22 protein-coding genes are annotated in these 25,740 nt (G+C 62.0%); 12 read left to right on the top strand and 10 right to left on the bottom strand.

Features of this window, described 5'->3' with window-relative positions; translation table 11 throughout:
• Nucleotides 1-82 precede the first annotated feature (82 nt).
• From N6G83_RS12460 to N6G83_RS12480, 5 genes are read right to left on the bottom strand one after another with little or no spacing between them, the layout of a single operon-like run.
• Nucleotides 83-871 carry an ABC transporter ATP-binding protein gene (locus N6G83_RS12460; RefSeq protein WP_260515419.1) on the bottom strand — a complete coding sequence of 263 codons (789 nt, stop codon included), beginning with the start codon at nucleotides 869-871 and terminating at the stop codon, nucleotides 83-85.
• A complete protein-coding gene (locus N6G83_RS12465) occupies nucleotides 868-1,893 on the bottom strand; it encodes an iron ABC transporter permease (protein WP_260515420.1) in 1,026 nt (341 codons plus the stop codon). Before N6G83_RS12465 ends, N6G83_RS12460 begins: the two co-directional genes overlap by 4 nt.
• A 1-nt stretch (nucleotide 1,894) precedes the next feature.
• Nucleotides 1,895-2,650: a class I SAM-dependent methyltransferase gene (locus N6G83_RS12470; protein ID WP_089180640.1), complete on the bottom strand. Its 756-nt coding sequence runs from the start codon at nucleotides 2,648-2,650 to the stop codon at nucleotides 1,895-1,897.
• Between the two features lies 1 nt (nucleotide 2,651).
• Nucleotides 2,652-3,647: an ABC transporter substrate-binding protein gene (locus tag N6G83_RS12475; RefSeq protein ID WP_260515422.1), complete on the bottom strand. Its 996-nt coding sequence runs from the start codon at nucleotides 3,645-3,647 to the stop codon at nucleotides 2,652-2,654.
• A gap of 4 nt (nucleotides 3,648-3,651) precedes the next feature.
• Nucleotides 3,652-5,814: a TonB-dependent receptor gene (locus N6G83_RS12480; RefSeq protein WP_142590704.1), complete on the bottom strand. Its 2,163-nt coding sequence runs from the start codon at nucleotides 5,812-5,814 to the stop codon at nucleotides 3,652-3,654.
• A gap of 189 nt (nucleotides 5,815-6,003) precedes the next feature.
• Here N6G83_RS12480 and modE point away from each other — a divergent pair, with 189 nt between their 5' ends.
• The 9 genes from modE to gpmA all read left to right on the top strand — a co-directional run bounded on the left by modE (nucleotide 6,004) and on the right by gpmA (nucleotide 15,061).
• Nucleotides 6,004-6,795, top strand: a complete 792-nt coding sequence (modE, locus tag N6G83_RS12485) for a molybdenum-dependent transcriptional regulator (RefSeq protein WP_049295182.1) — start codon at nucleotides 6,004-6,006, stop codon at nucleotides 6,793-6,795.
• 90 nt (nucleotides 6,796-6,885) lie between these two features.
• Nucleotides 6,886-8,373: a molybdate ABC transporter ATP-binding protein ModF gene (modF, locus tag N6G83_RS12490; RefSeq protein ID WP_089181663.1), complete on the top strand. Its 1,488-nt coding sequence runs from the start codon at nucleotides 6,886-6,888 to the stop codon at nucleotides 8,371-8,373.
• Between the two features lie 95 nt (nucleotides 8,374-8,468).
• Nucleotides 8,469-9,041, top strand: coding sequence for a cysteine hydrolase family protein (locus N6G83_RS12495; protein WP_049295181.1), 573 nt, complete (start codon nucleotides 8,469-8,471; stop codon nucleotides 9,039-9,041).
• 167 nt (nucleotides 9,042-9,208) lie between these two features.
• Nucleotides 9,209-10,027 carry a CPBP family intramembrane glutamic endopeptidase gene (locus N6G83_RS12500; protein WP_164068760.1) on the top strand — a complete coding sequence of 273 codons (819 nt, stop codon included), beginning with the start codon at nucleotides 9,209-9,211 and terminating at the stop codon, nucleotides 10,025-10,027.
• 283 nt (nucleotides 10,028-10,310) lie between these two features.
• Nucleotides 10,311-11,363, top strand: a complete 1,053-nt coding sequence (gene galT, locus N6G83_RS12505; RefSeq protein ID WP_043136628.1) for a galactose-1-phosphate uridylyltransferase — start codon at nucleotides 10,311-10,313, stop codon at nucleotides 11,361-11,363.
• Nucleotides 11,360-12,511, top strand: coding sequence for a galactokinase (galK, locus tag N6G83_RS12510; protein WP_025301898.1), 1,152 nt, complete (start codon nucleotides 11,360-11,362; stop codon nucleotides 12,509-12,511). Before galT ends, galK begins: the two co-directional genes overlap by 4 nt.
• Entirely contained in the window at nucleotides 12,505-13,548 is a 1,044-nt protein-coding gene (galM, locus tag N6G83_RS12515) for a galactose-1-epimerase (RefSeq protein WP_025301897.1), read from the top strand. Before galK ends, galM begins: the two co-directional genes overlap by 7 nt.
• A 197-nt stretch (nucleotides 13,549-13,745) precedes the next feature.
• Complete coding sequence (locus N6G83_RS12520; protein ID WP_127146241.1) at nucleotides 13,746-14,093, top strand: PsiF family protein; 348 nt, start codon at nucleotides 13,746-13,748, stop codon at nucleotides 14,091-14,093.
• 215 nt (nucleotides 14,094-14,308) lie between these two features.
• The gene (gpmA, locus tag N6G83_RS12525) at nucleotides 14,309-15,061 is read left to right on the top strand and encodes a 2,3-diphosphoglycerate-dependent phosphoglycerate mutase (protein ID WP_004939834.1); all 753 of its coding nucleotides are present in this window, start codon (nucleotides 14,309-14,311) and stop codon (nucleotides 15,059-15,061) included.
• Between the two features lie 49 nt (nucleotides 15,062-15,110).
• Here gpmA and N6G83_RS12530 read toward each other — a convergent pair whose 3' ends face one another.
• The 3 genes from N6G83_RS12530 to aroG form a co-directional block, all read right to left on the bottom strand.
• Nucleotides 15,111-16,154, bottom strand: a complete 1,044-nt coding sequence (locus N6G83_RS12530) for a M48 family metallopeptidase (RefSeq protein ID WP_197819334.1) — start codon at nucleotides 16,152-16,154, stop codon at nucleotides 15,111-15,113.
• Between the two features lie 7 nt (nucleotides 16,155-16,161).
• Nucleotides 16,162-17,352 (bottom strand): YjgN family protein, encoded by a 1,191-nt coding sequence (locus N6G83_RS12535; RefSeq protein ID WP_025301894.1) that lies wholly within the window; start codon nucleotides 17,350-17,352, stop codon nucleotides 16,162-16,164.
• A 259-nt stretch (nucleotides 17,353-17,611) separates the two neighbouring features.
• Nucleotides 17,612-18,664, bottom strand: a complete 1,053-nt coding sequence (gene aroG / locus N6G83_RS12540) for a 3-deoxy-7-phosphoheptulonate synthase AroG (RefSeq protein WP_016928717.1) — start codon at nucleotides 18,662-18,664, stop codon at nucleotides 17,612-17,614.
• 212 nt (nucleotides 18,665-18,876) lie between these two features.
• On the opposite strand from aroG, the gene N6G83_RS12545 reads away from it, so the two are divergent.
• The 3 genes from N6G83_RS12545 to zitB are packed head-to-tail and all read left to right on the top strand — an operon-like array spanning nucleotide 18,877 to nucleotide 23,641.
• On the top strand, nucleotides 18,877-19,482 hold the full coding sequence (locus N6G83_RS12545; protein ID WP_197819335.1) for a response regulator transcription factor: 606 nt from the start codon (nucleotides 18,877-18,879) through the stop codon (nucleotides 19,480-19,482).
• The gene (locus N6G83_RS12550; protein WP_260515426.1) at nucleotides 19,479-22,679 is read left to right on the top strand and encodes an ATP-binding protein; all 3,201 of its coding nucleotides are present in this window, start codon (nucleotides 19,479-19,481) and stop codon (nucleotides 22,677-22,679) included. Before N6G83_RS12545 ends, N6G83_RS12550 begins: the two co-directional genes overlap by 4 nt.
• Nucleotides 22,679-23,641 (top strand): CDF family zinc transporter ZitB, encoded by a 963-nt coding sequence (zitB, locus tag N6G83_RS12555; protein WP_260515428.1) that lies wholly within the window; start codon nucleotides 22,679-22,681, stop codon nucleotides 23,639-23,641. The genes N6G83_RS12550 and zitB overlap by 1 nt, the downstream gene beginning before the upstream one ends.
• A 35-nt stretch (nucleotides 23,642-23,676) precedes the next feature.
• On the opposite strand, the gene pnuC is transcribed toward zitB, so the two are convergent.
• Complete coding sequence (pnuC, locus tag N6G83_RS12560) at nucleotides 23,677-24,402, bottom strand: nicotinamide riboside transporter PnuC (RefSeq protein ID WP_260515430.1); 726 nt, start codon at nucleotides 24,400-24,402, stop codon at nucleotides 23,677-23,679.
• A gap of 20 nt (nucleotides 24,403-24,422) precedes the next feature.
• Nucleotides 24,423-25,484, bottom strand: a complete 1,062-nt coding sequence (nadA, locus tag N6G83_RS12565; protein ID WP_015376982.1) for a quinolinate synthase NadA — start codon at nucleotides 25,482-25,484, stop codon at nucleotides 24,423-24,425.
• Nucleotides 25,485-25,740 lie beyond the last annotated feature (256 nt).

Here is a 25,740-nt window from a genome sequence, read left to right on the forward strand (position 1 = left end):
CCCAAAAAAATCGCTAAAACCGGAGTTATTTTAGCCAGCGAGGCGAAATTGTGATCGGCCAAACGTGCCCTTTTGACCGATCTCATCCTGCCGCAGGGTAATAGATCAGCGGCGGCGCATAGCCGTCGGGCGCTGCCAGCCTGGCCTCCACCCCGTATACCGCGCGAATGTGCTCCGGCGTCAGCGCCTGCTGCGGCGTGCCCGCCGCACAGATCCCGCCCCGCTGCAGCAGCGCGACCCGATCGCAATAACAGGCCGCCAGATTCAGATCGTGCAGCGTCACCACCACGCTGAGCTTCAGCCGCCGCAGCAAGGCCATAAACTGCTGCTGATGAGCGATATCCAGATGATTAGCGGGTTCGTCCAGCAGCAGCCACGGCGTTTGCTGCGCCAACGCGCGCGCCAGATGCACCCGCTGCCGTTCACCGCCGGACAGCCGTTGCCAATCACGATCGGCCAGGTGGCTGATGCCCACTTGTTCCATCGCCTGCCCGGCGAGGCGGCGATCCTCGGTACCAAAACCGCGCCAGCGGCCGATGTGGGCCAGGCGCCCCAACAATACCGCCTCCTTCACCGGCAGCGCGAAGGCGCCGGGGGCGGATTGCTCGAGAAAGGCGATGCGCCTGGCGCGCTCCCGCGCGGAAAACGCGGCGATTTCGCGCCCTTCCAGCCAAACGCGGCCGCCGGCGGCGGGCTGCAGCCCGGCCAGCAGCTTGAGCAACGTGGATTTACCGCTGCCGTTGACGCCGAGCACGCCGGTGATTTCACCGGGCAAGGCGCAGAAACTGAGGTTTTCCAACACCGTGCGTTCGCCCACTCGCCAACTTACCGCCTCGGCGCACAGACCGGATTGCGTTTTTTCAACCGTCATGCATTGACCTTCCGATACAGCAACAGCAGGAATACCGGCACCCCCAACAGCGCCGTCAACACGCCGACCGGCAACTCGCGCGGGGCAAACAGCGTTCTGGCCAGGGTGTCCGCCGCCACGGCGAACAACGCGCCGCACAGCGCGCTGGCCGGCAACAGCTGACGATGCCGCGAGCCGACCAGCCGCCGGGCGACGTGCGGCACCGTCAACCCGATAAACCCCACCGCGCCGCTGAACGCGACGATCGCCGCCGTTAGCGCGGTGGTCGCCACATACAGCAGCAGCTTCAGCGGGGCCACCGCCACCCCCAGCGAAGCGGCGGTCACGCCGCCGAACGCCAGCGCGTCCAGCTCACCCGCCCGCAGCCAGCAAAGCAGCAGCGTCGCCGCCAGCGCCAGCCCGCACAGCCCGACCTGCGGCCAGCGCGCGTCGCTGAACGATCCCAGCAGCCAGAACATCACGCCGCGCGTGGCGTTGGCGTCCGCCTGCCAGAGGGTGATCAGCGAAGTCAACGCAGAAAGCAGCTGCGTCACCGCCACCCCGGCCAGAATAAACAGCGTGGACTCCCCCTGCAGCGAACGCCCGGCCAGCAACATCACCAGCGCAAATGCCCCCAGCGCGCCGCTAAACGCCCCGCCGGACACCGACAGCAGGCCGCCCCCCAGCCCCAATACCAGCACCGTCACCGCCCCCACGCCCGCGCCGGAGGAGATCCCCAGCACCCAGGGATCGGCCAGCGGGTTGCGGGTCAGCGACTGCAGCACGGTGCCCGCCAACGCCAGCCCGGCGCCGGCCACCGCCGCCAGCAGCGCGCGCGGCATCCGCAGCGACCAGATGATGCGCTGATACACCTCGGCATCGGTCGCCGCGCCGCCGCTAACGCCGAGCACGATGCGCCAGGCGTCGTGCCACGCGATCGGCGCAGGCCCCGACAAGGTGGCGCTCAGCAGGGCCATCGGCAGCGCCGCCGCCAGCAACAGCAGCCAGCCGGCCTCACGGCCGGGCAGTAACCGCCGGCTCATGCTATTTCCAGCCTGCGATCACATAGTCGTCCAACAGCTGCCACACCGTCCCCGCCTCGCTGAAACCGGCCTGCCTAAGGGCCGCGAGCTGGAAATCCACCGGCGTCGGCGGCGGCACCGGGCGGCCGGCGAACAGCGCCTCACGCTCGGCCTGATAAGCGGCCAACGCCGGTAATTGCAGCGCGCCGGCGAACCAGCGATCCCAATCCTCGACGCCGTTGTACCAGGCGCGTTGCTGGGTCTGCTCATCGTGCCGCTCGGCCAACGCCTTCAGCCGTGGCTGACGGTGGTCATAGCGCTGATGATCGGCATTGAGGAATACGCCGCCGTCGGCCAACAGCCCGGCGACGTTGCGGTACAGCGCCAGTTGCTGCTCCGGCATCAGCCAGTGCAGCGCCGTGCTGGACACCGCCGCCTGCGGCGCAGGGCCGGACAGCGCGGAAAAACAGGCAGGATCCGCCAGATCGGCCTGCAAAATGCGGATCCGATCGCCATACTCCGCCAGTGCGCCGCGCGCCACCGCCAGCAGCAACGGATCGAGATCGATGGCGGTTACCCTGGCCTGCGGAAAGCGCTGCAAAATGCGCAGGCTCAGCGATCCCGGGCCACAGGCTAGATCCACCACGTGAAAATCCTGGCCGGCGGCCAGCGCCAGCACCTCCAGCTGGGCGTTAAAACGCGCTTCCCGCTCGGCGATGTAGGCCGCCTGCTGGCGATCCCAGGAGTCCAGCAGCGAAGATAATGAAACGGCAGTCATATCAAGGTTCCTTGTTGGAAAAAGTCGCAGCCTGCGGCGGCAAGGCCGCCAGGCCTCGAATCAAACGGCCCAGCGCCGCCACGGTGCGGGCGGAAGGGTCCATGTCGTAACCGGGGAGGATCACGTAGCGCCGCTGACGCACGGCGCGCAGCGTAGCGGTCAGCGGGTGATGCTCCAGAAAGGCGATCTTGTCGGCCGCGCTGTCGCCGAAGCCGCCGCGCGGCAGATCGCCAAGCACGATCGCATCCGGATCGCGGGCGGCGATAACCTCCCAGGATACCGTCGGCCACAGCTCGGGCAGATCGCCGAACAGGTTCTCGCTGCCGACGCTTCGGCTCAGCGAACCTGGTGCGCCGCAGCAGCCCGCCACGTAGGGCGTCTGCGTGCCGGCATACCACCACAGCAGACGTAAATGCGGCAGCGGCGCGCGCTGCGCCTCAAACGCCTGGAGTTGCCCACGTAGCCGCGCGATCAGCGCTTCACCGCCGCGGCTGACGTTGAAAATGCGCGCAAGCTCCCGCAGCTCGGTGAAGATGTCTTCAAACGTCAGCGCAGCGGCGATCGCGCTTTGCTGGCCGCTGCAGGCGCCGGGAGAGAGGTAAGTGCCGATGCCCCATTCCGCCAGCCGCGTCCGATCGGGCGTTTCCGGGCTGTGCAGCCAGTAATAGCTGGCCGAATAGACAAAATCCGGCCGCATCAGCAGCAACGCTTCCGCCGTGGGCGGCGCCGGGCTGGTGGGCGCCCGCAGCGCATCGGCCGACGCCGTCGGCGCGGGATCGCGCATGCGGTCATACCCGACCACGCCGATTGCACGGGCGGCCAGCCCCAGCGCCAGCAGGTTTTCCAGCGCCGGATTGGCATAAACCAGCACCCGCTGCGGCGGCTGCGGGTAATCGCGCGTGACCCCGCAATTTTGCAGGCTGACGCTATCAGCACGCAGCGGCACGCCCCCGCCCAACCCCAGGGCGCACAACAACAGGCAAAGCCGGCGTTTCACGCCGTCAGAACCTGACCGACACGAAGGTTTCATAGCTGCGCGGCGGCGCGATCAGCGCCTGATCCGGGTAGGTGCGCTGATAGGCGTACAGCTGGTTGGTGGCGTTGCGAATGCGGAAACCGACATCGACGATCGGCGTCAGCTGATAATCCGCCGCCAGATCGAGCGTGGTGTACGCGCGCATCTTGCGCTGGTTGGCGTCGTCGTTATAACTGCTGCCGACGTAGCGCAGCGAAGAAGCCAGCCCCAGGCGCGCCGTCGCCTGATAATGCACGCTGAGGTTGGCGGTCCAGTCCGGGATATAGGCCGGGCGATTGCCGTTGTAGCTGCGCAGCGGGCTACCGCCGCGATAGTCGTCGTAGCGGGCGTGCGTGTAGGCGGCATTGCCGGCCAGCTCCCAACGATCGTCGGGACGCAGCACCACGCCAAGCTCGATGCCGCGCGACGTCTGCCTGCCTACCGCGTTCAACGCATCCGGCCGCTGCGCGTCGGGCACAAACAGGTTGTCCTTGCGCAGTTCGTACAGCGCCAGCGTCGCCTCGCCCTTGTTATCCCAAAACTGCCCTTTGGCGCCGGCCTCCCACTGGCGCGCTCGCGTCAGCGGCAGATCGGTCTGCGTCGGGCTGAGGAAGAACAAATCGTTGCCCGGCTCCTGGCCGGTGGTGTAGTTGGCGTAAAGCGTGAGGTTATCGGTCAGTGCATAGCTGGGGCCCAGGCTCCAGGTGCTGAAAACGTAGGTGCGCGCGCGGCTCTCTTCCTGCGGCCCCTGGAAGCGCCAATCCATGTTCATATGGTTGTAGCGCAGCTGGCCCAGCAGCGCTAAACGCTCGGTCAGGCTGAAGCGGTCTTCAAGAAAGGCGGCGTACTGATTCTGAGTGACGTGGCGCACCGGCGCACGCTGGCTGGCAGTGCCCTGAGCGAACGGCTCTCTGGGCGGCGCGCCGAGCGGCACGTCCTCGGAGCCGGGGAAACCGTTGGAGTAGTACTGAAAATGCCGCTTGCTCAGATCGAAGCCGACCAGTAACCGATTATCGAAACCGGCGATAGCGCGATCGAACACCAGCGAACTGCGGTTGCCGATCAGATCGTCGTCGTGCGCCAGAGCGCCGAAAGAGTCGCGGTTGACGTCGCCGGGCCGGGCCGCCGCCGCGACGCGGAAACGCTCGACGTTGCGCCATTCGCGAAAGCCGCTGTAGTAATAGAATTGGTTATGCCACTCCACTTCGGGCGTCATAAACCAGTCCAGACTGGCCTGAAATGCGGTGGCGTTGCTCTGGATACGGCTGTCGGTCAGGTTGTTGTAATTGATGTCGCGCAGCTCGCCGGCAATGCGCCCATTCAGCAGCGGCGTGCCGTAGTAAGGGTTGTTGGTGCGGTTGAGCATGCGGTCCAGGCTCAGCGTCAGCAACGCTTCGTCCGTCAATTTAAACAGCAGCGAGCCGGAAACCCGCTTCTGCCGATCGCGTTCATACTGCACGTTGCTGCCGCTGTCGTTGCCGCTGACGTCCAACCGGTACGCCACCGCATCGTCCACCAGCGCGCCGCCGGCCCCCAGATGCAGACGCTGGCTGCGGTAGCTGCCGAAGCCATAATCAAGCTCAACCGGCTGGCGGCTGAAGGTTGGCCGCCGCGAGATCAGGTTGACGCTGCCGCCCGCGGCGCTCAGCCCGTTCAATGCAGACCCCGGCCCGCGCAGTACCTCGATGCTGTCGTAATGCGCCGGATCGCCCAGTTGCAGCGTGCTGCCGGGCATCTCTACGCCGTTATACAGCCAGGCGATCGGCCGAAAACCGCGTGCGGAAAAGTTGTTGGACAACGTTGGCGAAGCGACGCCGGACAGACCGGTGGCGTGCTCGACGGCGGCGGCCAGCGAGCGATCGCCCCGCTGTTGGATCGCCCGCGCGCTGATAATATCGACGCTGCGCGGCGTCTCCCGAGCGCTCAGCCCGAGCTGTGACGCGCTGCGGCTCACGGCGTTCAACGCATCGTAACGCCCGGCGGGGGCTGCCGCCTCCACGGTGAGATGTTCTTCACATCCCGTGGCATTGCGGGCTTTATCGCAGTCGGCGGCGAAAGCCAGCGGCGCCGCCAGTGCACCGCCGACCCAGGCGGCGGCGAGGCATAAAGATTTCCTGGGCGCGTGAAGGCGCCGGCGTGTCGTACTCATATGGAGCATCCCTGTGGTGAAATAAAAATCGGCCGCAGCCGGAATAAAGCTTTATCGTTTCTTGTTATGTTATATTATTACAATATTGCAATACCAGTCTTTATTGCCCCGCTCTCCCACGCACGGCGTTTGGCGCTTTGCCGCCAAATCGGCGACAATAAGATTTTTGCTGCCGACAGGATGTGCGCAATGCAGGCCGAAATTCTTCTGACTCTCAAACTCCAGCAAAAGCTGTTCGCCGATCCGCGCCGCATCGCGCTGCTGAAACAGGTGCAGCACACCGGCTCCATCAGCCAGGGCGCCAAACTGGCGGGCATCAGCTACAAAAGCGCCTGGGACGCCATCAATGAGATGAACCAACTGGCGGAACATACGGTGGTGGACCGCGCCACCGGCGGCAAAGGCGGCGGCGGCGCGCAGCTGACGCACTACGGCCAACGGTTGATCCAGCTGTACGATCTGCTGGGCCAGGTGCAGCAAAAGGCCTTCGACGTGTTGCAGCAGGACGATCTGCCGCTCGACAGCCTGCTGGCGGCCATCTCGCGCTTCTCGCTGCAAACCAGCGCGCGCAATCAGTTCTTCGGCACCGTGATCGAACGCGATCATCAGCAGGTGCAGCAGCACCTGGCGATTTTGTTGAACGACGGCACCACTCGCCTGACGGCGGCCATCACCCAGCAAAGCGCCGACCGGCTGCAACTGGTGCCCGGCAAAGAGGTGCTGGCGCTGATCAAAGCGCCCTGGGTGCGGTTAAGCATCGAGACGGGGGAGCATACCGGTGCGGATAACGCGCTGGCGGGCGTGGTAGCCGGCATTCAGCCGGGGGCCGAACACAGCGAGGTGCTGGTGACGCTGGCGGGGGGCGAAACCCTGTGCGCCACCCTGACGACGGCGGAGTTGCAGCGCCTGCAGCTGAGCGTCGGTACCGCCGTACACGCCCTGTTCAACGCCGACCACGTGATTATCGCCACGTTGTGTTAAGCGCAACGTAACGTTGCGTTTTTGCTGATTGACATCACCGTGCAATGCGCCTATTTCTAAGGCAAATAATTGCAAAAAAAGGAACAGGTGATGTCGTCGTTGCACATTTCGCAAGGTTCATTCCGCTTAAGCGATACCCGTACCCTGACGCTGGATGCACTGGCGATCCAGGCCGGCGACAGCTGGGCCTTCGTCGGCGCCAACGGCAGCGGCAAATCCGCCCTGGCGCGCGCGCTGGCCGACGAACTGGTTCTGCTGAGCGGTGAACGCCGCAGCGACTTTCAGCATGCGGTGCGCATCTCCTTCGAACAGCTGCAAAAAATGGTCAGCGACGAGTGGCAACGCAACAACACCGACCTGCTCAGCGCGGACGAGGACGATACCGGCCGCACCGCGGCGGAGATCATTCAGGAAGAGGTGAAAGACGCCGCGCGCTGTGAGCGACTAGCCGCGCAGTTCGGCATCACCGCCCTGCTGACCCGCCGCTTTAAATACCTCTCCACCGGCGAAACGCGCAAGACCCTGCTGTGCCGGGCGCTGATGCCCGAGCCTGACCTGCTGATCCTCGACGAACCCTTCGACGGGCTGGACGTGCACTCGCGCGCACAGCTCGCCGCGTTGCTGAGCGAGCTTTCCTCCCAGGGCCAGACCGTGGTGCTGGTGCTCAACCGGTTCGACGAAATACCGGATTTTGTCCGGCAGGTGGGCGTGCTGGCGGACTGCACCCTAACCAGCCGCGGGCCGCGCAGCCAGGTGATGGCGGACGCGCTGGTGGCGCAGCTGGCGCACAGCGAAAACCTCAGCGGGCTGGCGCTGCCGGAAACCGAGGATCCGACGCAAAAAGTAGCCCTGCCGACGGACCGGCCGCTGATCGTCCTGCGCGACGGCGTGGTCAGCTATAACGATCGGCCGATCCTCAATCACCTCAACTGGCAGGTTAACCCCGGCGAGCACTGGCAAATCGTCGGTCCGAACGGCGCCGGAAAATCCACGCTGCTCAGCTTGATCACCGGCGATCATCCACAGGGCTACAGCAACGATCTGACGCTGTTCGGCCGCCGTCGCGGCAGCGGGGAAACCATCTGGGAGATCAAGCGCCATATCGGCTACGTCAGCAGCAGCCTGCATCTGGATTATCGCGTCAACACCAGCGTGCGCAACGTGGTGCTGTCGGGGTTCTTCGATTCGATCGGCATTTATCAGGCGGTCTCGGATCGTCAGCGGCAGCTGACCGAGCAATGGCTGGCGCTGCTCGGGCTCGACGGCGCGCGTGGTGATGCCCCGTTCCATAGCCTTTCCTGGGGCCAACAGCGGCTGGCGCTGATCGCCCGTGCGCTGGTGAAACACCCGGCGCTGCTGATCCTCGACGAACCGCTGCAAGGGCTGGATCCGCTCAATCGCCAGCTGGTGCGCCGCTTCATCGACGTGCTGATCGGCCAGGGCGCCACCCAGTTGCTGTTCGTTTCGCACCATGCCGAAGACGCGCCGCAGTGCATCACTCACCGCCTCAGCTTCGTGCCCGACAGCGAGGGCGGCTACGGCTATCAACACCAGCGGCTGGAGGCGGCCTCCGCCTGAAACGCGGCGTAAACATATCCGGCAACACTTCACCGCAGCACATCACATTTGGCCTTTTATCATAGAAAGAAAGAAGGCCATTTTCTGGAGACGCCATGTCCGCTGCGTTGATTATCATCGACCTGATCGAGGATCTGATCGGGCCCAAAGGGCGCGCCAGCCACTGCCGTGAACAGGTGGTGGCAACCCACCTGCTCGCTAACGTCAATGCCGCCACGGCCTATGCCCGGGTGCGAAAAATTCCGGTGATCTGGGTGCGGGTGGGATTCGCCGACGATTATCATGATATCCCGCCCCACTCGCCGTTGTTCAACCATCTCAAGCAGATCGGTGCGCTGCGGCTAAATGGCCCGGGCTGCCGCTGGGTGCCCGAACTGCATCAGGAAGAGACCGATCTGCAGTTTGAAAAAACGGCGGTTAGCGCCTTCTCCGGTAACAATTTGTTAGCCTGGCTGCGGCAACATCGGTGCCACCATTTGCTGCTGGCGGGTATCAGTACACCGCTCGCCATCGAGAGCACCGCGCGTCAGGCGCACGACGCCGGCTTTCAGGTGACCGTACTGCACGATCTGTGCGCAGCCCCTACGCAGGAGATCCACCAGCAGAGTCTGGATACCCTGCAAAACCTGGCCGAAATCACCCGTTCGCAGGCATGGATGAAAGGCTGACCCGCATCGCCGGCGATCGTGTGGGCCGGCATCATGCACGAATGCATCACTGCCCCGACCTTTAGCGTCATCCTGGTGTGCTACTATCCGCTCTAGCGCTCAATTTCGCCATCATCGCACGCCGCAAAGGCGCTGAGCGCCGTGTACATATTTTAAAGGGACATATTATGTGGGGCGTACTGGCTGCTTCGTTATTTTTCTTGCCGTTTAACCGGCTGATAGCCTGGGTGATCCTGGCCGCCTCGGCGGGTATGGGGCTTTATCATGGGGTACTGACGCCGCTCAGCCTGAGTTATATGCTGGCGATCGTAGCGCTAGCGGGGTTGCGTCACCATTTTCGCGCGCAGCGCAATCTGGCGATCGTGCTCGAAGGGTTGGTGGTCGCCGGCTGCGTGGCGCTGTTCTTGCATCTGGTGCCGGGCATCCACAACCAGCTGATGATCGACGGCGAAAGAGCCGGCCCGCTCAGCGCGCCGTTCACCATGTATTACAACTTCGATAAGGCGATGGTGCCCTTCCTGCTGTTCGCCTGCTTGCCCACGCTGTTTTCCGCCGAACCCGGCGGCAACGCCGGCAAAGTGGGCTGGATTGCGCTGCTGCTGGCCGTGCCGGCGCTGTTGCTGCTGGCCGTGGCGCTGGGCGGCTTAAAAATCGAGCTGCATGCGCCCGCCTGGATCCTGCCTTTCGTGATGGCGAACCTGTTCTTCGTCTGCATGGCCGAGGAAGCGCTGTTTCGCGGCTACCTGCAACAGCGCCTCAGCCAGTGGCTAGGCGCCTGGCCGGCGCTGATCGTCGCCTCCCTGGTGTTCGGCGCCGCACATTTGGCGGGCGGTATGCTGATGGTGATCTTCGCAACCCTCGCCGGGGTGATCTACGGCCTGGCGTGGATGTGGAGCGGCCGTCTGTGGGTGCCGATTCTGTTCCATTTCGGGCTTAATCTGACCCATCTGCTGTTCTTCACCTACCCGCTGTATCAGCATTCTTAACGGCTGACGCCGGCAGAGAGCCCCTTTCTGCCGGCTGGTCGGGTGAAAACGCTATCACTAGCACCTCACCGTATGACCTCAATCATGCCGCCCCCTGCTTTTCTCCGCCCGTACAGTGCTTTTCAATGAAGTGTAAACGATTCCATTTTTCGCGTTAGATCACCTTTTTACCGTCGCGAGCGTGCTATCTTTTTGCGCAATGACTTCTCCCTGTTCAGCAACGGGCGTATTAAAACGGTAATTGGAAGCGATTACACCCTTGTCGACGCCAAGAAGGAACCGTATGACGGAATTTAACCCTATCGACCATCCGCACCGCCGCTTTAACCCGCTGAGCGGCCAGTGGGTGCTGGTCTCACCGCACCGCGCCAAGCGCCCCTGGCAGGGCCAGCAGGAGACTGTCCCCACGGAAATGCTGCCGGCGCACGATCCCGACTGTTTCCTGTGCCCGGGCAACGCGCGCGTCACCGGCGATCGCAATCCGGAATATCGCGGCACCTATGTCTTTACCAACGATTTCGCCGCACTGATGAGCGATACGCCGCCGGCGCCCGACAGCCACGATCCGCTGATGCGCAGCCAGAGCGCGCGCGGCGTCAGCCGGGTGATCTGCTTCTCTCCCGATCACAGCAAGACTCTGCCCGAACTGACGCTGCCGGCGCTGGAGCAGGTGGTCACCACCTGGCAGGCGCAAACCGAGGAGCTGGGCAAGCACTACCCCTGGGTGCAATTGTTCGAAAACAAAGGCGCGGCGATGGGCTGCTCCAACCCGCACCCGCACGGGCAGGTCTGGGCCAACAGTTTTCTGCCAAACGAGGCCGAGCGCGAAGATCGCCTGCAACACGACTATTTCCGGGAACATGCCTCCCCGCTGCTGCTGGATTATGCGCAGCGCGAGCTGGCCGCAGGCGAACGCATCGTGGTGAACACCGAACACTGGCTGGCGGTGGTGCCCTACTGGGCCGCCTGGCCGTTTGAAACGCTGCTGCTGCCGAAAACGGCGGTGCAGCGCATCACCGATCTCAGCGCGGCGCAGAGCCGCGATCTGGCGCTGGCGCTGAAGAAGCTGACCAGCCGCTACGACAACCTGTTCCAGTGTTCTTTCCCCTATTCGATGGGATGGCACGGCGCGCCGTTCAACGGCGCCGACAACCGACACTGGCAGCTGCACGCCCATTTCTATCCGCCGCTGCTGCGTTCAGCCAGCGTGCGTAAATTTATGGTCGGTTACGAGATGCTGGCGGAAACCCAGCGCGATCTGACCGCCGAACAGGCCGCAGAGCGTCTGCGCGCCGTCAGCGATATTCATTACCGTGAAGCCGGAGCCCAAGCATGAGCCTGAAACCGCTTACCCATTCCCTGTTTACCGAACACTTCGGCTACGCGCCGGCGTTGACCATCCAGGCGCCGGGGCGGGTGAATTTGATCGGCGAGCATACCGATTACAACGACGGCTTCGTGTTGCCCTGCGCCATCGATTACCAAACCGTCATCGCCTGCGCCAAGCGCGACGACCGCCAGATCCGCGTACTGGCCGCCGATTATCAGAATCAGCAGGATCAATTCTCGCTCGACGAGCCGATCGTCAACCACCCCGATCAGCGCTGGTCCGACTATGTGCGCGGCGTGGTGAAACATCTTCAGCGACGCAACCCCGATTTCGGCGGCGCGGATCTGGTGATCGCCGGCAATGTGCCGCAGGGCGCGGGGCTCAGCTCCTCCGCCGCGCTGGAAGTGGCGGTAGGCCAGGCGCTGCAGGCGCTCTATCAGCTGCCGCTGGACGGCGTGGCGCTGGCGCTGAACGGCCAGGAGGCGGAAAACCAGTTCGTCGGCTGCAACTGCGGCATCATGGACCAGCTGATCTCCGCGCTCGGCCGGCGCGACAGCGCTCTGCTGATCGACTGCCGCTCGCTGGAGACCCGTGCGGTGCCGATGCCGGACAGCGTCGCGGTGGTGATCATCAACTCCAATGTGCAGCGCGGGCTGGTGGACAGCGAGTACAACACCCGCCGCAAACAGTGTGAAGAAGCGGCTCGGTTCTTCGGCGTCAAGGCGCTGCGTGACGTCAGCCCGGAACAGTTTGAAGCACGTCAACATCAGTTGGATCCGTTGGTGGCCAAACGCGCGCGCCATGTCATCAGCGAGAATGCCCGCACGCTGGCGGCGGCCGATGCGCTGGCGGCCGGCGATCTGCAACGCATGGGCCGGCTGATGGCGGAGTCCCACGCCTCGATGCGTGACGACTTCGAAATCACCGTGGCGCCAATCGATCGGTTGGTCGAGATTGTCAAAGCGACGATCGGCTCGCGCGGTGGCGTGCGCATGACCGGCGGCGGCTTTGGCGGTTGCATCGTCGCGCTGATGCCACAGGATCTCGTGGAGACGGTGCGTGCCGCCGTGGCGCACGAGTATCCGCGGCAAACCGGCGGATTACAGGAAACGTTCTATGTCTGCCAGGCTTCGCAGGGGGCCGGTACATGCTGACGATGAGCACGGCAGCGGCGCCCGATGGGGAGCCTTATCAGCTGACGCAGCTGCAAAACGCCGCCGGCATGACGGTGACGCTGATGGACTGGGGCGCCACCTGGCTGTCCGCCGTCTTGCCGCTCAAATCCGGTGAAAAACGCGAACTGCTGCTCGGCTGCCGCAGCCCGGCAGACTACCCGCGTCAGGGCGCCTATCTGGGCGCCACCGTCGGCCGTTACGCCAACCGCATCGCCAACGCCAGCCTGCCCATCGATGGGACTCCCCATGCGCTGGCCGCCAATCAGGGCGTCCACCAGCTGCACGGCGGCCCCGACGGTTTTCATGCCCGCCGCTGGCGCCGGGTCCAGCAGGATGCGCAACAGGTCTGCTATGCGCTGCACTCGGCGGAGGGCGATCAGGGTTTCCCCGGCAATCTCGACGTGCAGGTCTGCTACCGTCTGACCCCGGATAATCGTTTGGAAATCAGCTATCTGGCACAGGTCGATCGCCCCTGCCCGGTCAACCTGACCAACCACGCCTATTTCAATCTGGACGGCGCCGGCACCGACGCCCGCGCCCAGCGGCTGCAGCTGTTCGCCGATCGCTATCTGCCCGTCGACGCCGAGGGCATTCCCTGCGCCGATCTGACGCCGGTGGACGACAGCGGCATGGATTTTCGTCAGCCGAAAACGCTGCTGCAGGATTTCCTGCGCGATCGCGACCAGCAGCGGGTAAAAGGCTACGATCACGCATTCTTGCTGCACCGCACCTGCGGCGCGCTGGAGAGCCCGGCAGCCCATTTGTGGTCCGCCGACGGCCAGGTGCAAATGAGCGTGTTCACCGACGCGCCTGCACTGCAACTCTACAGCGGCAATTTTCTGGCCGGCACGCCGGCGCGCGATGGCGGCAGCTACGCCAACCATGCCGGCGTGGCGCTGGAGAGCGAGTTTTTGCCGGACAGCCCGCACCATCCCGAGTGGCCGCAGCCGGACTGCTGGCTGCAACCGGGGAGTCGCTACCGCAGCGCCACGCATTATCAGTTTTATCCTATCTGACCCGCTACGCCCCTCGCCGTGCGGCCGGGGGCAATTTGTTATAAATGCTTACCTTTTAGCGCTATCCCCCTACCGGCGCCCACCTTCCCTTATTCCAAAGCGCGCACTACACTCAGGCTACCGTGATAAGCACAACGCCTTGTGCAACGTCACCATTTTCGGCCGATGGCGGCCAATCAATAGCTGAAGGAACACCTATGCGTCTGATTACTGCACTTACATTGCTGGCGGGCTTAATGCTGAGCACCAATCTGATGGCGGCCGACGCGACGACGGCGACGAAAACGCCTTCTCCGGCGCAGGCCGCCCAACAGAAACGCATGACCGATTGCAACCAGCAGGCATCCACCAAATCGCTGAAAGGCGCCGATCGCTCCACCTTCATGAGCACCTGTCTGAAATCCGAAGGCTCCGCCGCGGCGGGCAAAACCCTGACGCCGCAGCAGCAGAAAATGAAAAGCTGCAACGCCGACGCCAAGACCAAGGATCTGAAGGGCGACGCGCGTAAAACCTTCATGAGCAACTGCCTGAAAAAATCGGCCTGATTTCCCCCACGCCACGGCGCGCCCGGAGCGATTTCGGCGCGCCGTTTCCCCCTCACAGCGCCAGCCTGAACGATTCAGCTTTTTCCTTTCGCCAGCCCTTACTTTGCGGCAAGAAATTGGCTATGGTTAGACACTATCGATTGCCGAGCCCCGGCCCGCGGCAATATAATGATTTTCGTTATCATTGAAATGTCAGATTATTAAGGAGTTAAGCTATGGCTGTAACTAAGCTGGTTCTGGTGCGTCACGGCGAAAGCCAGTGGAACCAAGAAAACCGCTTCACCGGTTGGTATGATGTTGATCTGTCCGACAAGGGCCGCACCGAAGCGAAAGCCGCAGGCAAGCTGTTGAAAGAAGAAGGTTTCACTTTCGACTTCGCTTACACCTCCGTACTGAAGCGCGCGATCCACACCCTGTGGAACATCCTCGACGAGCTGGATCAGGCCTGGTTGCCAACCGAAAAATCCTGGAAGCTGAACGAACGTCACTACGGTGCGCTGCAGGGTCTGAACAAAGCCGAAACCGCTGAAAAATACGGCGACGAGCAGGTGAAGCAATGGCGTCGCGGCTTCGCGGTGACCCCACCTGAGCTGACCAAAGAAGACGAACGTTACCCTGGCCACGATCCGCGCTACGCCTCCCTGACCGAACAAGAGCTGCCGCTGACCGAGAGCCTGGCGCTGACCATCGATCGCGTTATCCCTTACTGGGACGAAGAGATCCTGCCACGCATCAAGAGCGGCGAGCGCGTGATCGTTGCAGCACACGGCAACTCGCTGCGCGCGCTGGTGAAATACCTGGATAACCTGAGCGAAGACGAAATCCTCGAACTGAACATCCCAACCGGCGTGCCGTTGGTGTATGAGTTCGATGAGAACTTCAAGCCAACCAAACGTTACTACCTGGGTAACGCCGACGAAATCGCTGCAAAAGCGGCCGCCGTGGCGAACCAGGGTAAAGCGAAGTAATTTCGCCCGTTAACGAAAAAGCCCCCGGTTTTCACCGGGGGCTTTTTTATTACTGTCGCGGCTGCTGCGCCATCGCCTCGTTCACCGCGTCCAGCCGTTCCTGCATCGCCGGATGGGTGCTGAGCCAGGCAGGCAGCGCCCAGTCATCGGTCTTTTCTCGTTCAGGCACCTGCGCCAACGCGCGATAGATCGCCGCCATTTCCGCCAGCGAACGCCCCTGGCGCTGCATTTCCGCTATCGCAAACGCATCGGCCTCACGCTCCATCCCGCGAGAAAACTGCATCTCATTCACGAAGGACGCGGACTGCAGCAACGTGTCGCCGATGCCGCTGACGTCACCCGTCATCCACATCAGCGTCAACGCCACCAGTGACGAACGCACCAGCATGCGCATCGGATGACGATAAGCGTGATGCCCCATTTCGTGCAGCATCACCGCCGCCAAGCCATCGTCGTTTTTCGACAAAGTGACCAGCTCATCGCTGAGCACCAGCGTGCCGTCTGGCAACATAAAGGCGTTCGGCGCACCGGGCACCGCCATCAACTTCAGCGACAGCGGCGTGCGCTCCTGGCGCATCTCAGGCGGCATCACCTGCCGGAACAGCTGTTGCAACGCCTGCTGCCTCTCGACCGGGAGTGCGGAGGGCGCGAAGCCGCTCTGGTCCAAAAACGTCTGTGTATGCTCGCCCAGCGTCTGTTCCACCGAGGTGGGGATGCGCATGGCGATCTCGCTGCTCGCCCACGGCAGCACCACGTAAACGTAAGCCACTACCGCCAGCAGCGTCATCAGCAGCGCCAGGGCAACGCCGCGTTTATGGCGTTCCAGCCGATGTACCCACCCCGGCGAACGGCGCTGATAGAACCAGCGGCGAAAGGCCGCATCGTCATCCGGCACAAAGCGCGCACCGTCGCTAAAGGTGAGCGTCAGCGGAATATTGCCCAGCGCGGCAGAAACGGTGATGTCCGCCAGCGGGATGTAACGCTGTTCATCCTGCCGCTGCAGCGTCACGCCTTCGCCGCTTTCGTTCACCAGTAAACGGGCCGCCTCACGTGCGGCCCGCCCCGGCAATTGATAAGCGCCTTCAAGGATCATCGGCGCCTCAGAAGCTGCCGCCCAGATCCAGCGCCTGCACCGCTTCTTCGGCCACCGCGCTGTTGGCAGTTTCCTGATGCGCAGTAATGTTCAGCAGCGCCAAATCGCCTTCAACCGCCGTGCAGGCCGCCAGATAACGGGCATGGCGCACTTCCGCCACCGGCGCCGCCAAACCGAGCGAGAACAGGGTAATCAGGGTATTGGTGATCAACAATCCCATGTACGGCATCGTTTTCATTGAGGAATGCAGCTTGATGTCGCCGTTCAGCCTTGCCTGGTTAAACAGGTAGTTGCGTTGGGCGACAACCTGGTAACTGCTGGCCACCAGGGCGCCGATCAGCAGCACCACCATCATCAGCAGCAGGCTGCTGATATTGTCCAGCACCAGCACATCAATGGCTTCATTGGTCAACATGCCCATCAACACCATCTGATAGAGGGTAAGGAAGAACGAACCGATGCACACCAGCGCGACCAACATGAACGGCAGGAATATGAGCAGGCCAACCAAGGCAAATTTGATAAAGGCCGATTTCTTCAGTTCGGCAATAAACGGTGTCTTCCCGAAAAACAGGTTATTAACGTACAAGTCATGCTGCAGTGCGCTAATAATGCCGTTTACCGCCGCAAATGCCGGCACGGCCAAAATCAGCGTCAGCACCAGCATAAAAGCAATGGCGTTGATGCTGCCAAGACCGCTGCCAATGCCGAGCAAGACGATCAGACCGACATACAGCCCGATAATCAGCAATAACGGGCAGAACAGTAAAGCCCAATAGGCGCGCCCGGTGCGGCAGACATAATTAAAACGCACGCCGCGATAGCTCGACATAATCGCATTGTAACGCCAGCTGCGGATAACGATCCACGGCAACAGGGCAAGCAACACCAGCAAAGCCAGCAGCCCCAGCAGAGGCGTTATCGCCAGCAAGATATAAAACACGATGATGCCGCCGATCACCAACAGCCGCCCTTTCAGAATTTGCAGCGGTTGTGCATGATAATCGAAACGATCGCCGTCCAATTCCGTGTTGCCGTAAAAATAGCGACGACGACGCACCGTCGCCCAGGCGGAATAGATGCCCAGGGTCAGAGCCGTCAATAACGCGTTGACTAACCAAATAGCGAAGTACTCACCACCTTTCCCATGGAATTTAATCCGGTGCAGCCCCAGCGGCTGCGAGGTATTACTTGTCATAATTCTTTCGTCCTGAAAGGAATAGGTCATACCACTCCCCGCTTATTCGTCATGCGGAGTTTGTGGAATAAAAAAGCGTCTTATATAAGCACAATGCCGAGAGCGGTGACAATTATTCTTTTATTAAATAGGAATAATGCGAAGACGGTCGCTTAATGATTTAATAAGCCTATTAACTGTAGGCCTTAAATTGACAGGAGATATAAAAATTTAAGATAAATAGAAAAGGGCCCGCTGCCGGGCCCTTTCATTTTTGCGATTATCCGCGGCGCGCTTTCACCGCCGCCGCCAGATCGCGCAGCACGGTTTCGGTGTCCTGCCAACCGATGCAGCCGTCGGTCACGCTCTTGCCGTAAACCAGCGGTTCGCCGCTTTCGAGGTTCTGGTTGCCTTCCACCAGGTGGCTTTCGATCATCACGCCGATGATCGCTTTTTCACCGCCGCTGATCTGCCCGCAAACGTCAGCGCTCACGTCCATCTGCTTTTTGAACTGTTTGCTGCTGTTGGCATGGCTGAAGTCGATCATCACCTGCGCCGGCAGCCCGGCCTTGCTCAGACCGGCTTTGACGTCCTTCACGTGCGCCGCGCTGTAGTTCGGCTCTTTGCCGCCGCGCAGGATAATGTGGCAGTCGCCGTTGCCGCTGGTGTTAACGATCGCCGAGTGGCCCCATTTGGTCACCGACAGGAAACAGTGCGGCGCGCCGGCGGCGTTGATGGCGTCGATCGCCACCTTGATGGTGCCGTCGGTGCCGTTTTTGAAGCCGACCGGGCAAGAAAGGCCGGAGGCCAGCTCGCGGTGCACCTGCGATTCCGTGGTGCGCGCGCCGATGGCGCCCCAGCTCATCAGATCCGCCAGGTACTGTGGCGTGATCATGTCGAGGAATTCGCCGGCGGCCGGCAGGCCGCTGTCGTTGATCTCCACCAGCAGCTTGCGCGCCAGGCGCAGGCCGTCGTTGATGTTGAAGCTGTTGTCCATTTGCGGATCGTTGATCAGGCCTTTCCAGCCCACGGTGGTGCGCGGTTTTTCGAAGTATACGCGCATCACCACTTCCAGCTCGCCGCTCAGTTCTTCACGCAGCGCCAGCAGGCGCCCCGCGTACTCTTTGGCGGCTTGGGTATCGTGGATGGAGCAAGGGCCAATCACCACCAGCAGGCGATCGTCGCTGCCGCGGAGGATATTGTGAATTGCGCTGCGGGCTTGGGACACCGTCTTTGCCGCGCGTTCAGTGGCCGGGAATTTCTCCAGCAGAGCCACCGGCGGCAGGAGTTCCTTAATATCATTAATGCGTAAATCGTCGTTTTGGTAATTCATAGCTTTTCCATTCGGTATCGAGGGGTATTTCGCAGTGCGTAACGGTGTAGATCCCAACAATCTAGCCTGTGAGAATGGCGCTGTAAATCACCTTTGCCCCCCTCCGCTGGAACCGTCAAATTAACAGCAGATTGTGCTGTTTCATCTGGCGAGCGCAGAGCCTCCTTTTTCGCTATGCTAGCGATCGGAATATAAAGTGACCCGAGTTGAACATGCCCTCTCTGCTATTAGTTGATGACCACCCGGTGGTTCATGTCGCACTGGAAGCGGCGCTAATGAAATCATCCCGCGCCTACCGCCTGCAGGCGGCGCACGACGACGTTCAGGCGCTGGCCCTGCTGGCCGAGGCCGTTTTCGGTCTGGTGATCCTGGATATCGGCCTGCCGCAGGTCGACGGGCTGCAGCTGTTGAAAAAAATCCGCCGCCGCTATCCGCAACAAAAGATCCTGATCTATACCGCGCAGGAAGCCGATGTCTATGCGCGCATGGCGCATGCCGCCGGCGCCAACGGTTTCGTCAATAAAGGCAGCTCGCTGGCGGAATTGCTGCAAGCGATCGAGCAGGTGCTGGACGGTGAAACCTGCTTCCCCGCCGCCGCGCTGGCCGAAGAAGCGCCGACGGCGGACGGCGGGCTGCTCACCCCCAAGGAGCTCGAGGTGCTGGGCTTGCTGAGCCAGGGGCTGTCCAACCTGCAGATCGCCGACCGGCTGCACATCAGCAACAAGACCGTCAGCACGCACAAGAAAAACATCCAACGCAAAACCGGCGCCGGTAATTTGCTGGAGCTGGTGGCGGTGTTTAAAGAGCTGGCGCCATGATGCGCCGCGCCCTGCTGCTGCTGCTGTGGTGCGGTCTGGCGCAGGCGGCGGAGCCGGTGCGCTATCAGTTGGTCAGCAATCTGAATACCCCCGAGAACATGCTGATCGTCGGCGAGAAAAACCCCTGGCGCGACCGAACGCTGCGCGTCGGCATCATCAGTGAGAACACCAGCCCGTACAACATCATCGTGGATGACGATCTGTATGGGCTGAACGCCGATTATCTCGGCTATATCCAGCAGGTGACCGGCATTCGCTTTGCCATTTACGGCTTCGCCGATCTGACGCAGCTGGAGCAGGCGCTGCACGACGGCAAGATCGATCTGCTGTACGGCATCCCGCAAAGTGAAGCGCTGCACGGATTGGCGATCTCTCAGCCCTATTACGTCAGCAACCTGCGCGTATTGCGCGATCGCAGCAACGATCGCCCGGTGATGCTCAATTCCGCCAACGCCCGCGTCGCGATCGGCGCGCTGACCGACATGCAGTCCGGCGGCGCTTTGCAGGCGGTCGCGTCGCAGATCCAGCGCTATGACAATAATCTGCAGGCGGTCTACTCGCTGCTCAACGGCAGCAGTGACTACTTTATTGCCGATGAGGCCAGCGCCAGCTTTATCATCGACCAGCTGCAGCTCGGCCAGCTCTATCAGATTGAAAGCAACGAAAACCTGGGCAACCTCTCCTTCGTGTTCGCCGCCGCCGACCCGCGGCTGATGGACACGCTGGACACCGCCATCGCCGACGCGCCGATGGAACTGATGAACGCCCTGCAGAGCCGCTGGAGCAAGAAGATCCCCAGCTACCTCGACACCGGCAATGCCGATCTGACGGCGATGGAGAAAAACTGGGTGGCGAGCCACCGCGTGGTGTACTACGCCGCCATCGAGAACAACTTCCCGTTCGCCTACCGCGGCTCCGACGGCCAGCCGCGCGGCTACGCCATCGACATTCTCAACATCATCGCGCAAAACACCGGGCTGCGTTTCGCGCCGCTGTGGGCACGCAATGCCGAACAAGCCGATCAGCTGGTGCAGTCCGGCCAGGCCAGCTTCCGCGCCGCCCTGCCGCTGGCGCGCGGCGTCAAGGCGCGCTACGGCGCCAGCATGCCGATCCACCGTTCGCTGTGGGGCGTTTACGTCGGCCAATACGCCAACGGCATCTCGACCTGGAGCGATTTGGCCGGTAAGCGCATCGGCGTGCTGCAGGGCGATTTGGCGCAGGGGCTGGTGCCGGAACGGGAACCAACCATCAGCTTCGCCGACAGCAAGTCGATGTATGATGCGCTGGCCAACGGCCAGTTGGATGCGCTGGTGGATAACGTTATCTCCGCCAACTTTTTGGCGCTGTCGCGCTATTCCGGCGCCATCAAGCTGGCCTTTGCCGCCAACAACATCCCCTACCCGGTGGCCTTCGGCGTGCGCCGCGATCAACCTCTTCTGTTGGCCATCCTCGATAAGAACCTGATGCAGATCCCGGCGGACACCCTGCAATCGCTGCGCGACGAGTGGATCGTCGACCGCAGCAATCTGATCGACGCGGTGAACGACAACCGCATGCCGCCGCAGACCACCTGGCTGCTGGCGCTGCTGGCCGCCGCCACCGTGCTGCTGCTGGCGCTGACGCTGCGCCGTTTCATGCTGCAGCGCCGTGAAAAACGCGAACGCGAAGAGCTCGAGCACGCGCGCCGTCGCGCCGAAGCGGAAAACCGCATGAAGAGCAAATTCCTCGCCACCGTCAGCCACGAGTTGCGCACGCCAATGCACGCCATCCTCGGCCTGCTGGAGCTGGAGCTCAAACGCCAACCTGCGCCGGAAGGCCTGCCGGTGATATACAGCTCGGCCTCTTCGCTGCTCAACCTGCTCAACGACCTGCAGGATCACGCCAGGCTGGAAACCGGTTCGTTGACGCTGTCGCCGAAACCGGTGGCGCTGCGCCCCTGGGTCGCGCGCATCGACGCCCTCTACCGGCCGCTGATCGGCGAACGCCCGTTGACGCTGAGCGTGCTGGCGGATCCGGCGCTGCCGGAGGCGGTGATTATTGATGGTGAGCGTTTACTTCAGGTGGCTAACAACCTGATAAACAACGCGATAAAGTTCACGCCGCGCGGCGCCATTCAGGTCGAGGTCGGCTGGCGCGCGCAGGATGAGCGGCAGGGGGAATTGCATCTGACGGTGAACGACAGCGGCTGCGGCATCGCCGCCGATGAGATAGGCAAGCTGTTCCAACCGTTTTACCGTACGCGCAACGCGCAACGCATCTCGGTGCAAGGCACCGGTTTGGGGCTGTCGATCTGCAAAGAGATCGTCGAACAGATGGGCGGTCGCATCGAGCTGCAATCGCAACCGGGCGTCGGCACCCGTGTAGAGGTCGCGATACCGGTCGAGCTGAGCGGCACCGCGCCGGCTGCCGCCCCAGAAGAGCGTGCCTTTACTCTTCTGCCGTCTTCCGCCTTGCGTACCGCGCTGATCGACGATCATCCCACCAATCTATTGCTGCTGGAACGCCAGCTGCGCCACTTCGGGCTGCAGCCGGCCCGCTTTGAACAAGGCTACGCGCTGCTGAAGGCCCAGCGCCGGCAGCCTTTCGATCTGCTGTTTATCGACTATAACATGCCGCGTCCGGACGGCCTGACGTTGGCCAGACTGATCCGGCGCGACGAACAGCGGCTACGGCGCCCGCCTTGCCGCATCGTGCTCTGCTCGGCAGACGTGCAGGAGTTTACCCGCATCCCGCCGGGGCTGGTGGCGATCGACCACTTCCTGACCAAACCGATTTCGCTGTCGGCGATCGGCCAGGTATTGGCTCAACAGCCGCAGGCTCAGGAAGAAAAGTCAGTCCTTACTGACCTGCGGCAAACGCTGGCCGAAATGGCGGGTGGCGATCGCGCCATGCTGCAGCGGCTGGCGCAGACGCTCGGCGATACGCTGCGGCAAGACCGGCAGCGGCTCGCGGACGCCGTCGATGCGAACGACTGGCCGCGCCTGGAGCAGGCGGCGCACCGCATCAAGGGCAGCCTGCTGATGCTGCAGCTGCCGGAAACCGCGCAGCTGTGCCAGCAGCTGGTGGAAACCGCACGTCGGGGCGAGCTTGCCGGTACCGCTTATACTAAATTAAAGGCGTCAGTGGCGCGGATAGTGCCGGAGCTGGACGCTCTGCTCGCCGCCGCCCCCTCTTTGGCTATGCATAAGGATGAATAATGTCGGACACTCCACACGTACACCTGCCGAAAGACAGTAATAGTAAACGCCTACTGACCGCTTTTTTAGTCACCGCCGTTTTTATGGTGGCCGAAGTGGTCGGCGGCCTGTTGTCCGGGTCGTTGGCGCTGTTGGCCGACGCCGGCCACATGCTGACCGATGCCGCCGCGCTGTTGGTAGCATTGATGGCGGTGCACTTCTCTCAGCGCAAGCCCAATGCGCGTCACACCTTCGGCTATCTGCGCCTGACCACCCTGGCGGCCTTCCTCAACGCCGCGGCGCTGCTGGTGATCGTGGTATTCATCCTGTGGGAGGCGATACGGCGTTTCTTCGAACCGCAGCCGGTGATGGGTACTCCGATGCTGATCATCGCCATAGCGGGTCTGCTGGCGAACCTGTTCGCCTTCTGGCTGCTGCATCGCGGCAGCGAAGAGAAAAATATCAACGTGCGCGCCGCCGCGTTGCATGTGCTGGGCGATCTGCTCGGTTCGGTGGGCGCCATCGTCGCCGCCATCGTTATTCTTGCCACCGGCTGGACGCCGATTGACCCGATCCTGTCGGTGCTGGTCTCCTGTCTGGTGCTGCGCAGCGCCTGGCGACTGCTGAAGGAGAGTTTCCACGAACTGTTGGAAGGCACGCCGCAGGAGATCGACATCGCCAAGCTGCAAAAAGACCTGTGCCTGAATATCCCGGAAGTGCGCAACATCCACCACGTACACGTCTGGCAGATTGGCGAGCAGAAGCTGATGACGCTGCATGCTCAGGTGATCCCGCCGCATGATCATGATGGGCTGTTGCAACGCATTCAGGCTTATCTGTTGGAACACTACAAGATTGGCCACGTGACCATTCAGATGGAGTACCAACACTGCGAGACGCCGGACTGCGGTATCAACCGGGCGCCGGAGCCGAGTGAACACTCACATGCCGAAGCGCACTCCCATCTGGGACATCATCACTAAGTCAAAAGGGCGCCATCACGGCGCCCTCTGCGTTATTACGGTGCGGAAGAGAGCGGGTTGGAACGGTTGAGCCCTGCGCTCTTGATCCACAGCCAGGAGCCGTTCAGGGCGATCAGCGTCAGAATGACATACTCCAGCGCCATCGCGTACACGCCCTGGTAGGCGAAGATCGCCACGCTGATGACATCGATAACCACCCACAGCAGCCAGTTTTCCACGTATTTGCGCGTCATCAGGATCATCGCCACGATGGAGAGCACCATCATCGCCGAATCCCAGAACGGGAAGGCGTCCGGCTGCAGCTCAGGCATCTGTACGTTCAGCCCCAGCCCTTGCATCACCGCCACCGCAACCTGCGTCAGCCAGGCGAACACGCGGTCGATGTTAAAGGTCATCAGGCCGATGCCGATGACGCAGACCGCCGCCCAGGCCAACGCTTTCGGCAGCGGCAGCCAGCGGATCTGCAGCTCAGCCTGATTGTCCTGGGTCTGGCGGCTCCAGGCATACCAACCGTAAATGTTGGCACCGAAGAAGAACAGCTGCAGCAGCAGGCTGGCGTACAGCTGGATCTGGAAGAAAATCACCGCGAACAGCGTGACGTTGATCAGGCCGAACAGGTAGTTGATGATTTTTTCCTTGCTGGCGTACCAGATGCACAGCAACCCGAACAGCGTGCCGATGGCTTCGATCCACGACAGATCGTAACCGCCCGCGCCAAGCGGAATGTGCACCAGAATATTGCTGGTACTGAAGAAGCTCATGAGGTCATCCTTTTAAACGGTTAAGCGTTGCCTTTAACCTGCATCTTAAGCTGAGCGGCGAAATCCAGCATGCGGTTCAGCGGCACCAGCGCCTTTTCACGCAGCGCGGCGTCCACGTGGATTTCATGCTGCGCGCCCCCCTGCTCCAGCCCTTCGGCAATTGCCTTCAGGCCATTCATCGCCATCCACGGGCAATGCGCGCAACTGCGGCAGGTCGCCCCTTCTCCGGCGGTCGGTGCCTCGAACAACTCCTTGTCCGGGCAGGCCTGCTGCATCTTGTAAAAGATACCGCGATCGGTGGCGACGATCAGCTGTTGATGCGGCAATGTTTTCGCCGCCTGAATCAGTTGGCTGGTAGACCCCACCGCATCCGCCAGCTCGACCACCGCCTGAGGCGATTCGGGATGCACCAGGATCGCCGCCTGCGGATAAAGCGCCTTCATGCGCCGCAGCGCCTGGGTCTTGAATTCGTCATGCACAATGCAGGCGCCTTGCCAGCACAGCACGTCGGCACCGGTTTGCTTTTGCACGTAGCTGCCGAGATGGCGATCCGGCGCCCAGATGATCTTCTCGCCCAGGCTGTCCAGGTGTTCGATCAGCTCAACGGCGATGCTGGAAGTCACCACCCAGTCGGCGCGCGCTTTGACCGCCGCCGAGGTGTTCGCATAGACCACCACGGTGCGATCGGGATGGCTGTCGCAAAACGCATGAAACTCCTCTTCAGGGCAGCCCAGATCCAGCGAACATTCGGCAAACAGCGTCGGCATCAGCACCTGCTTTTCCGGGCTGAGGATTTTGGCGGTTTCCCCCATGAAACGCACGCCGGCCACCAACAGCGTGGAAGCCGGATGGGCGCTGCCGAAGCGCGCCATTTCCAGCGAATCCGCCACGCAGCCGCCGGTTTCTTCCGCCAGCGCCTGGATTTCCGGATCGGTATAATAGTGGGCGACCATCACCGCATTGCGCTGCTTGAGCAGGGTTTTGATCTTCTCGCGATAAAAGGCTTTTTCGGCTACGTCCAGCGGTACCGGTTTAGGCGGGAAGGGATACACCGCCGCATTGACATCAAACATTTCACTCATCGCTGCAATCTCATGCTAGGCTGGGCGCCTGCCGCGTGAATATCGCCTACCGCAACGCCCTTCGTTTTATATACTAAACAAAATACCTAAAATCGCGCGAAAAGTCCGCTGATATTTTCAATTTTGCGCACTCAATGTTTAATAGATTAAAAACATAGGCATTAGCCGCGCAGTTCACAGCGGATTAACAGCCTGAGGAGAACGTATAGCCGTTCAGAAAAGAGCGGGATGATAGTCGGTGTCATGTTGAAACGAG

This window comes from Serratia sp. PL7, assembly GCF_945957435.1.

What these genes read in the sequence shown, in the direction of transcription:
- aroG (WP_016928717.1), bottom strand. Translation starts at nt 18,664, where the DNA reads ATGAATTACCAAAACGACGATTTACGCATTAATGATATTAAGGAACTC.
- N6G83_RS12470 (WP_089180640.1), bottom strand. Translation starts at nt 2,650, where the DNA reads ATGACTGCCGTTTCATTATCTTCGCTGCTGGACTCCTGGGATCGCCAG.
- galT (WP_043136628.1), top strand. Translation starts at nt 10,311, where the DNA reads ATGACGGAATTTAACCCTATCGACCATCCGCACCGCCGCTTTAACCCG.
- N6G83_RS12550 (WP_260515426.1), top strand. Translation starts at nt 19,479, where the DNA reads ATGATGCGCCGCGCCCTGCTGCTGCTGCTGTGGTGCGGTCTGGCGCAG.
- N6G83_RS12495 (WP_049295181.1), top strand. Translation starts at nt 8,469, where the DNA reads ATGTCCGCTGCGTTGATTATCATCGACCTGATCGAGGATCTGATCGGG.
- modE (WP_049295182.1), top strand. Translation starts at nt 6,004, where the DNA reads ATGCAGGCCGAAATTCTTCTGACTCTCAAACTCCAGCAAAAGCTGTTC.
- N6G83_RS12465 (WP_260515420.1), bottom strand. Translation starts at nt 1,893, where the DNA reads ATGAGCCGGCGGTTACTGCCCGGCCGTGAGGCCGGCTGGCTGCTGTTG.
- N6G83_RS12535 (WP_025301894.1), bottom strand. Translation starts at nt 17,352, where the DNA reads ATGACAAGTAATACCTCGCAGCCGCTGGGGCTGCACCGGATTAAATTC.
- nadA (WP_015376982.1), bottom strand. Translation starts at nt 25,484, where the DNA reads ATGAGTGAAATGTTTGATGTCAATGCGGCGGTGTATCCCTTCCCGCCT.
- N6G83_RS12480 (WP_142590704.1), bottom strand. Translation starts at nt 5,814, where the DNA reads ATGAGTACGACACGCCGGCGCCTTCACGCGCCCAGGAAATCTTTATGC.
- N6G83_RS12520 (WP_127146241.1), top strand. Translation starts at nt 13,746, where the DNA reads ATGCGTCTGATTACTGCACTTACATTGCTGGCGGGCTTAATGCTGAGC.
- N6G83_RS12460 (WP_260515419.1), bottom strand. Translation starts at nt 871, where the DNA reads ATGACGGTTGAAAAAACGCAATCCGGTCTGTGCGCCGAGGCGGTAAGT.
- N6G83_RS12545 (WP_197819335.1), top strand. Translation starts at nt 18,877, where the DNA reads ATGCCCTCTCTGCTATTAGTTGATGACCACCCGGTGGTTCATGTCGCA.
- gpmA (WP_004939834.1), top strand. Translation starts at nt 14,309, where the DNA reads ATGGCTGTAACTAAGCTGGTTCTGGTGCGTCACGGCGAAAGCCAGTGG.
- modF (WP_089181663.1), top strand. Translation starts at nt 6,886, where the DNA reads ATGTCGTCGTTGCACATTTCGCAAGGTTCATTCCGCTTAAGCGATACC.
- zitB (WP_260515428.1), top strand. Translation starts at nt 22,679, where the DNA reads ATGTCGGACACTCCACACGTACACCTGCCGAAAGACAGTAATAGTAAA.
- pnuC (WP_260515430.1), bottom strand. Translation starts at nt 24,402, where the DNA reads ATGAGCTTCTTCAGTACCAGCAATATTCTGGTGCACATTCCGCTTGGC.
- galK (WP_025301898.1), top strand. Translation starts at nt 11,360, where the DNA reads ATGAGCCTGAAACCGCTTACCCATTCCCTGTTTACCGAACACTTCGGC.
- N6G83_RS12530 (WP_197819334.1), bottom strand. Translation starts at nt 16,154, where the DNA reads ATGATCCTTGAAGGCGCTTATCAATTGCCGGGGCGGGCCGCACGTGAG.
- N6G83_RS12500 (WP_164068760.1), top strand. Translation starts at nt 9,209, where the DNA reads ATGTGGGGCGTACTGGCTGCTTCGTTATTTTTCTTGCCGTTTAACCGG.
- galM (WP_025301897.1), top strand. Translation starts at nt 12,505, where the DNA reads ATGCTGACGATGAGCACGGCAGCGGCGCCCGATGGGGAGCCTTATCAG.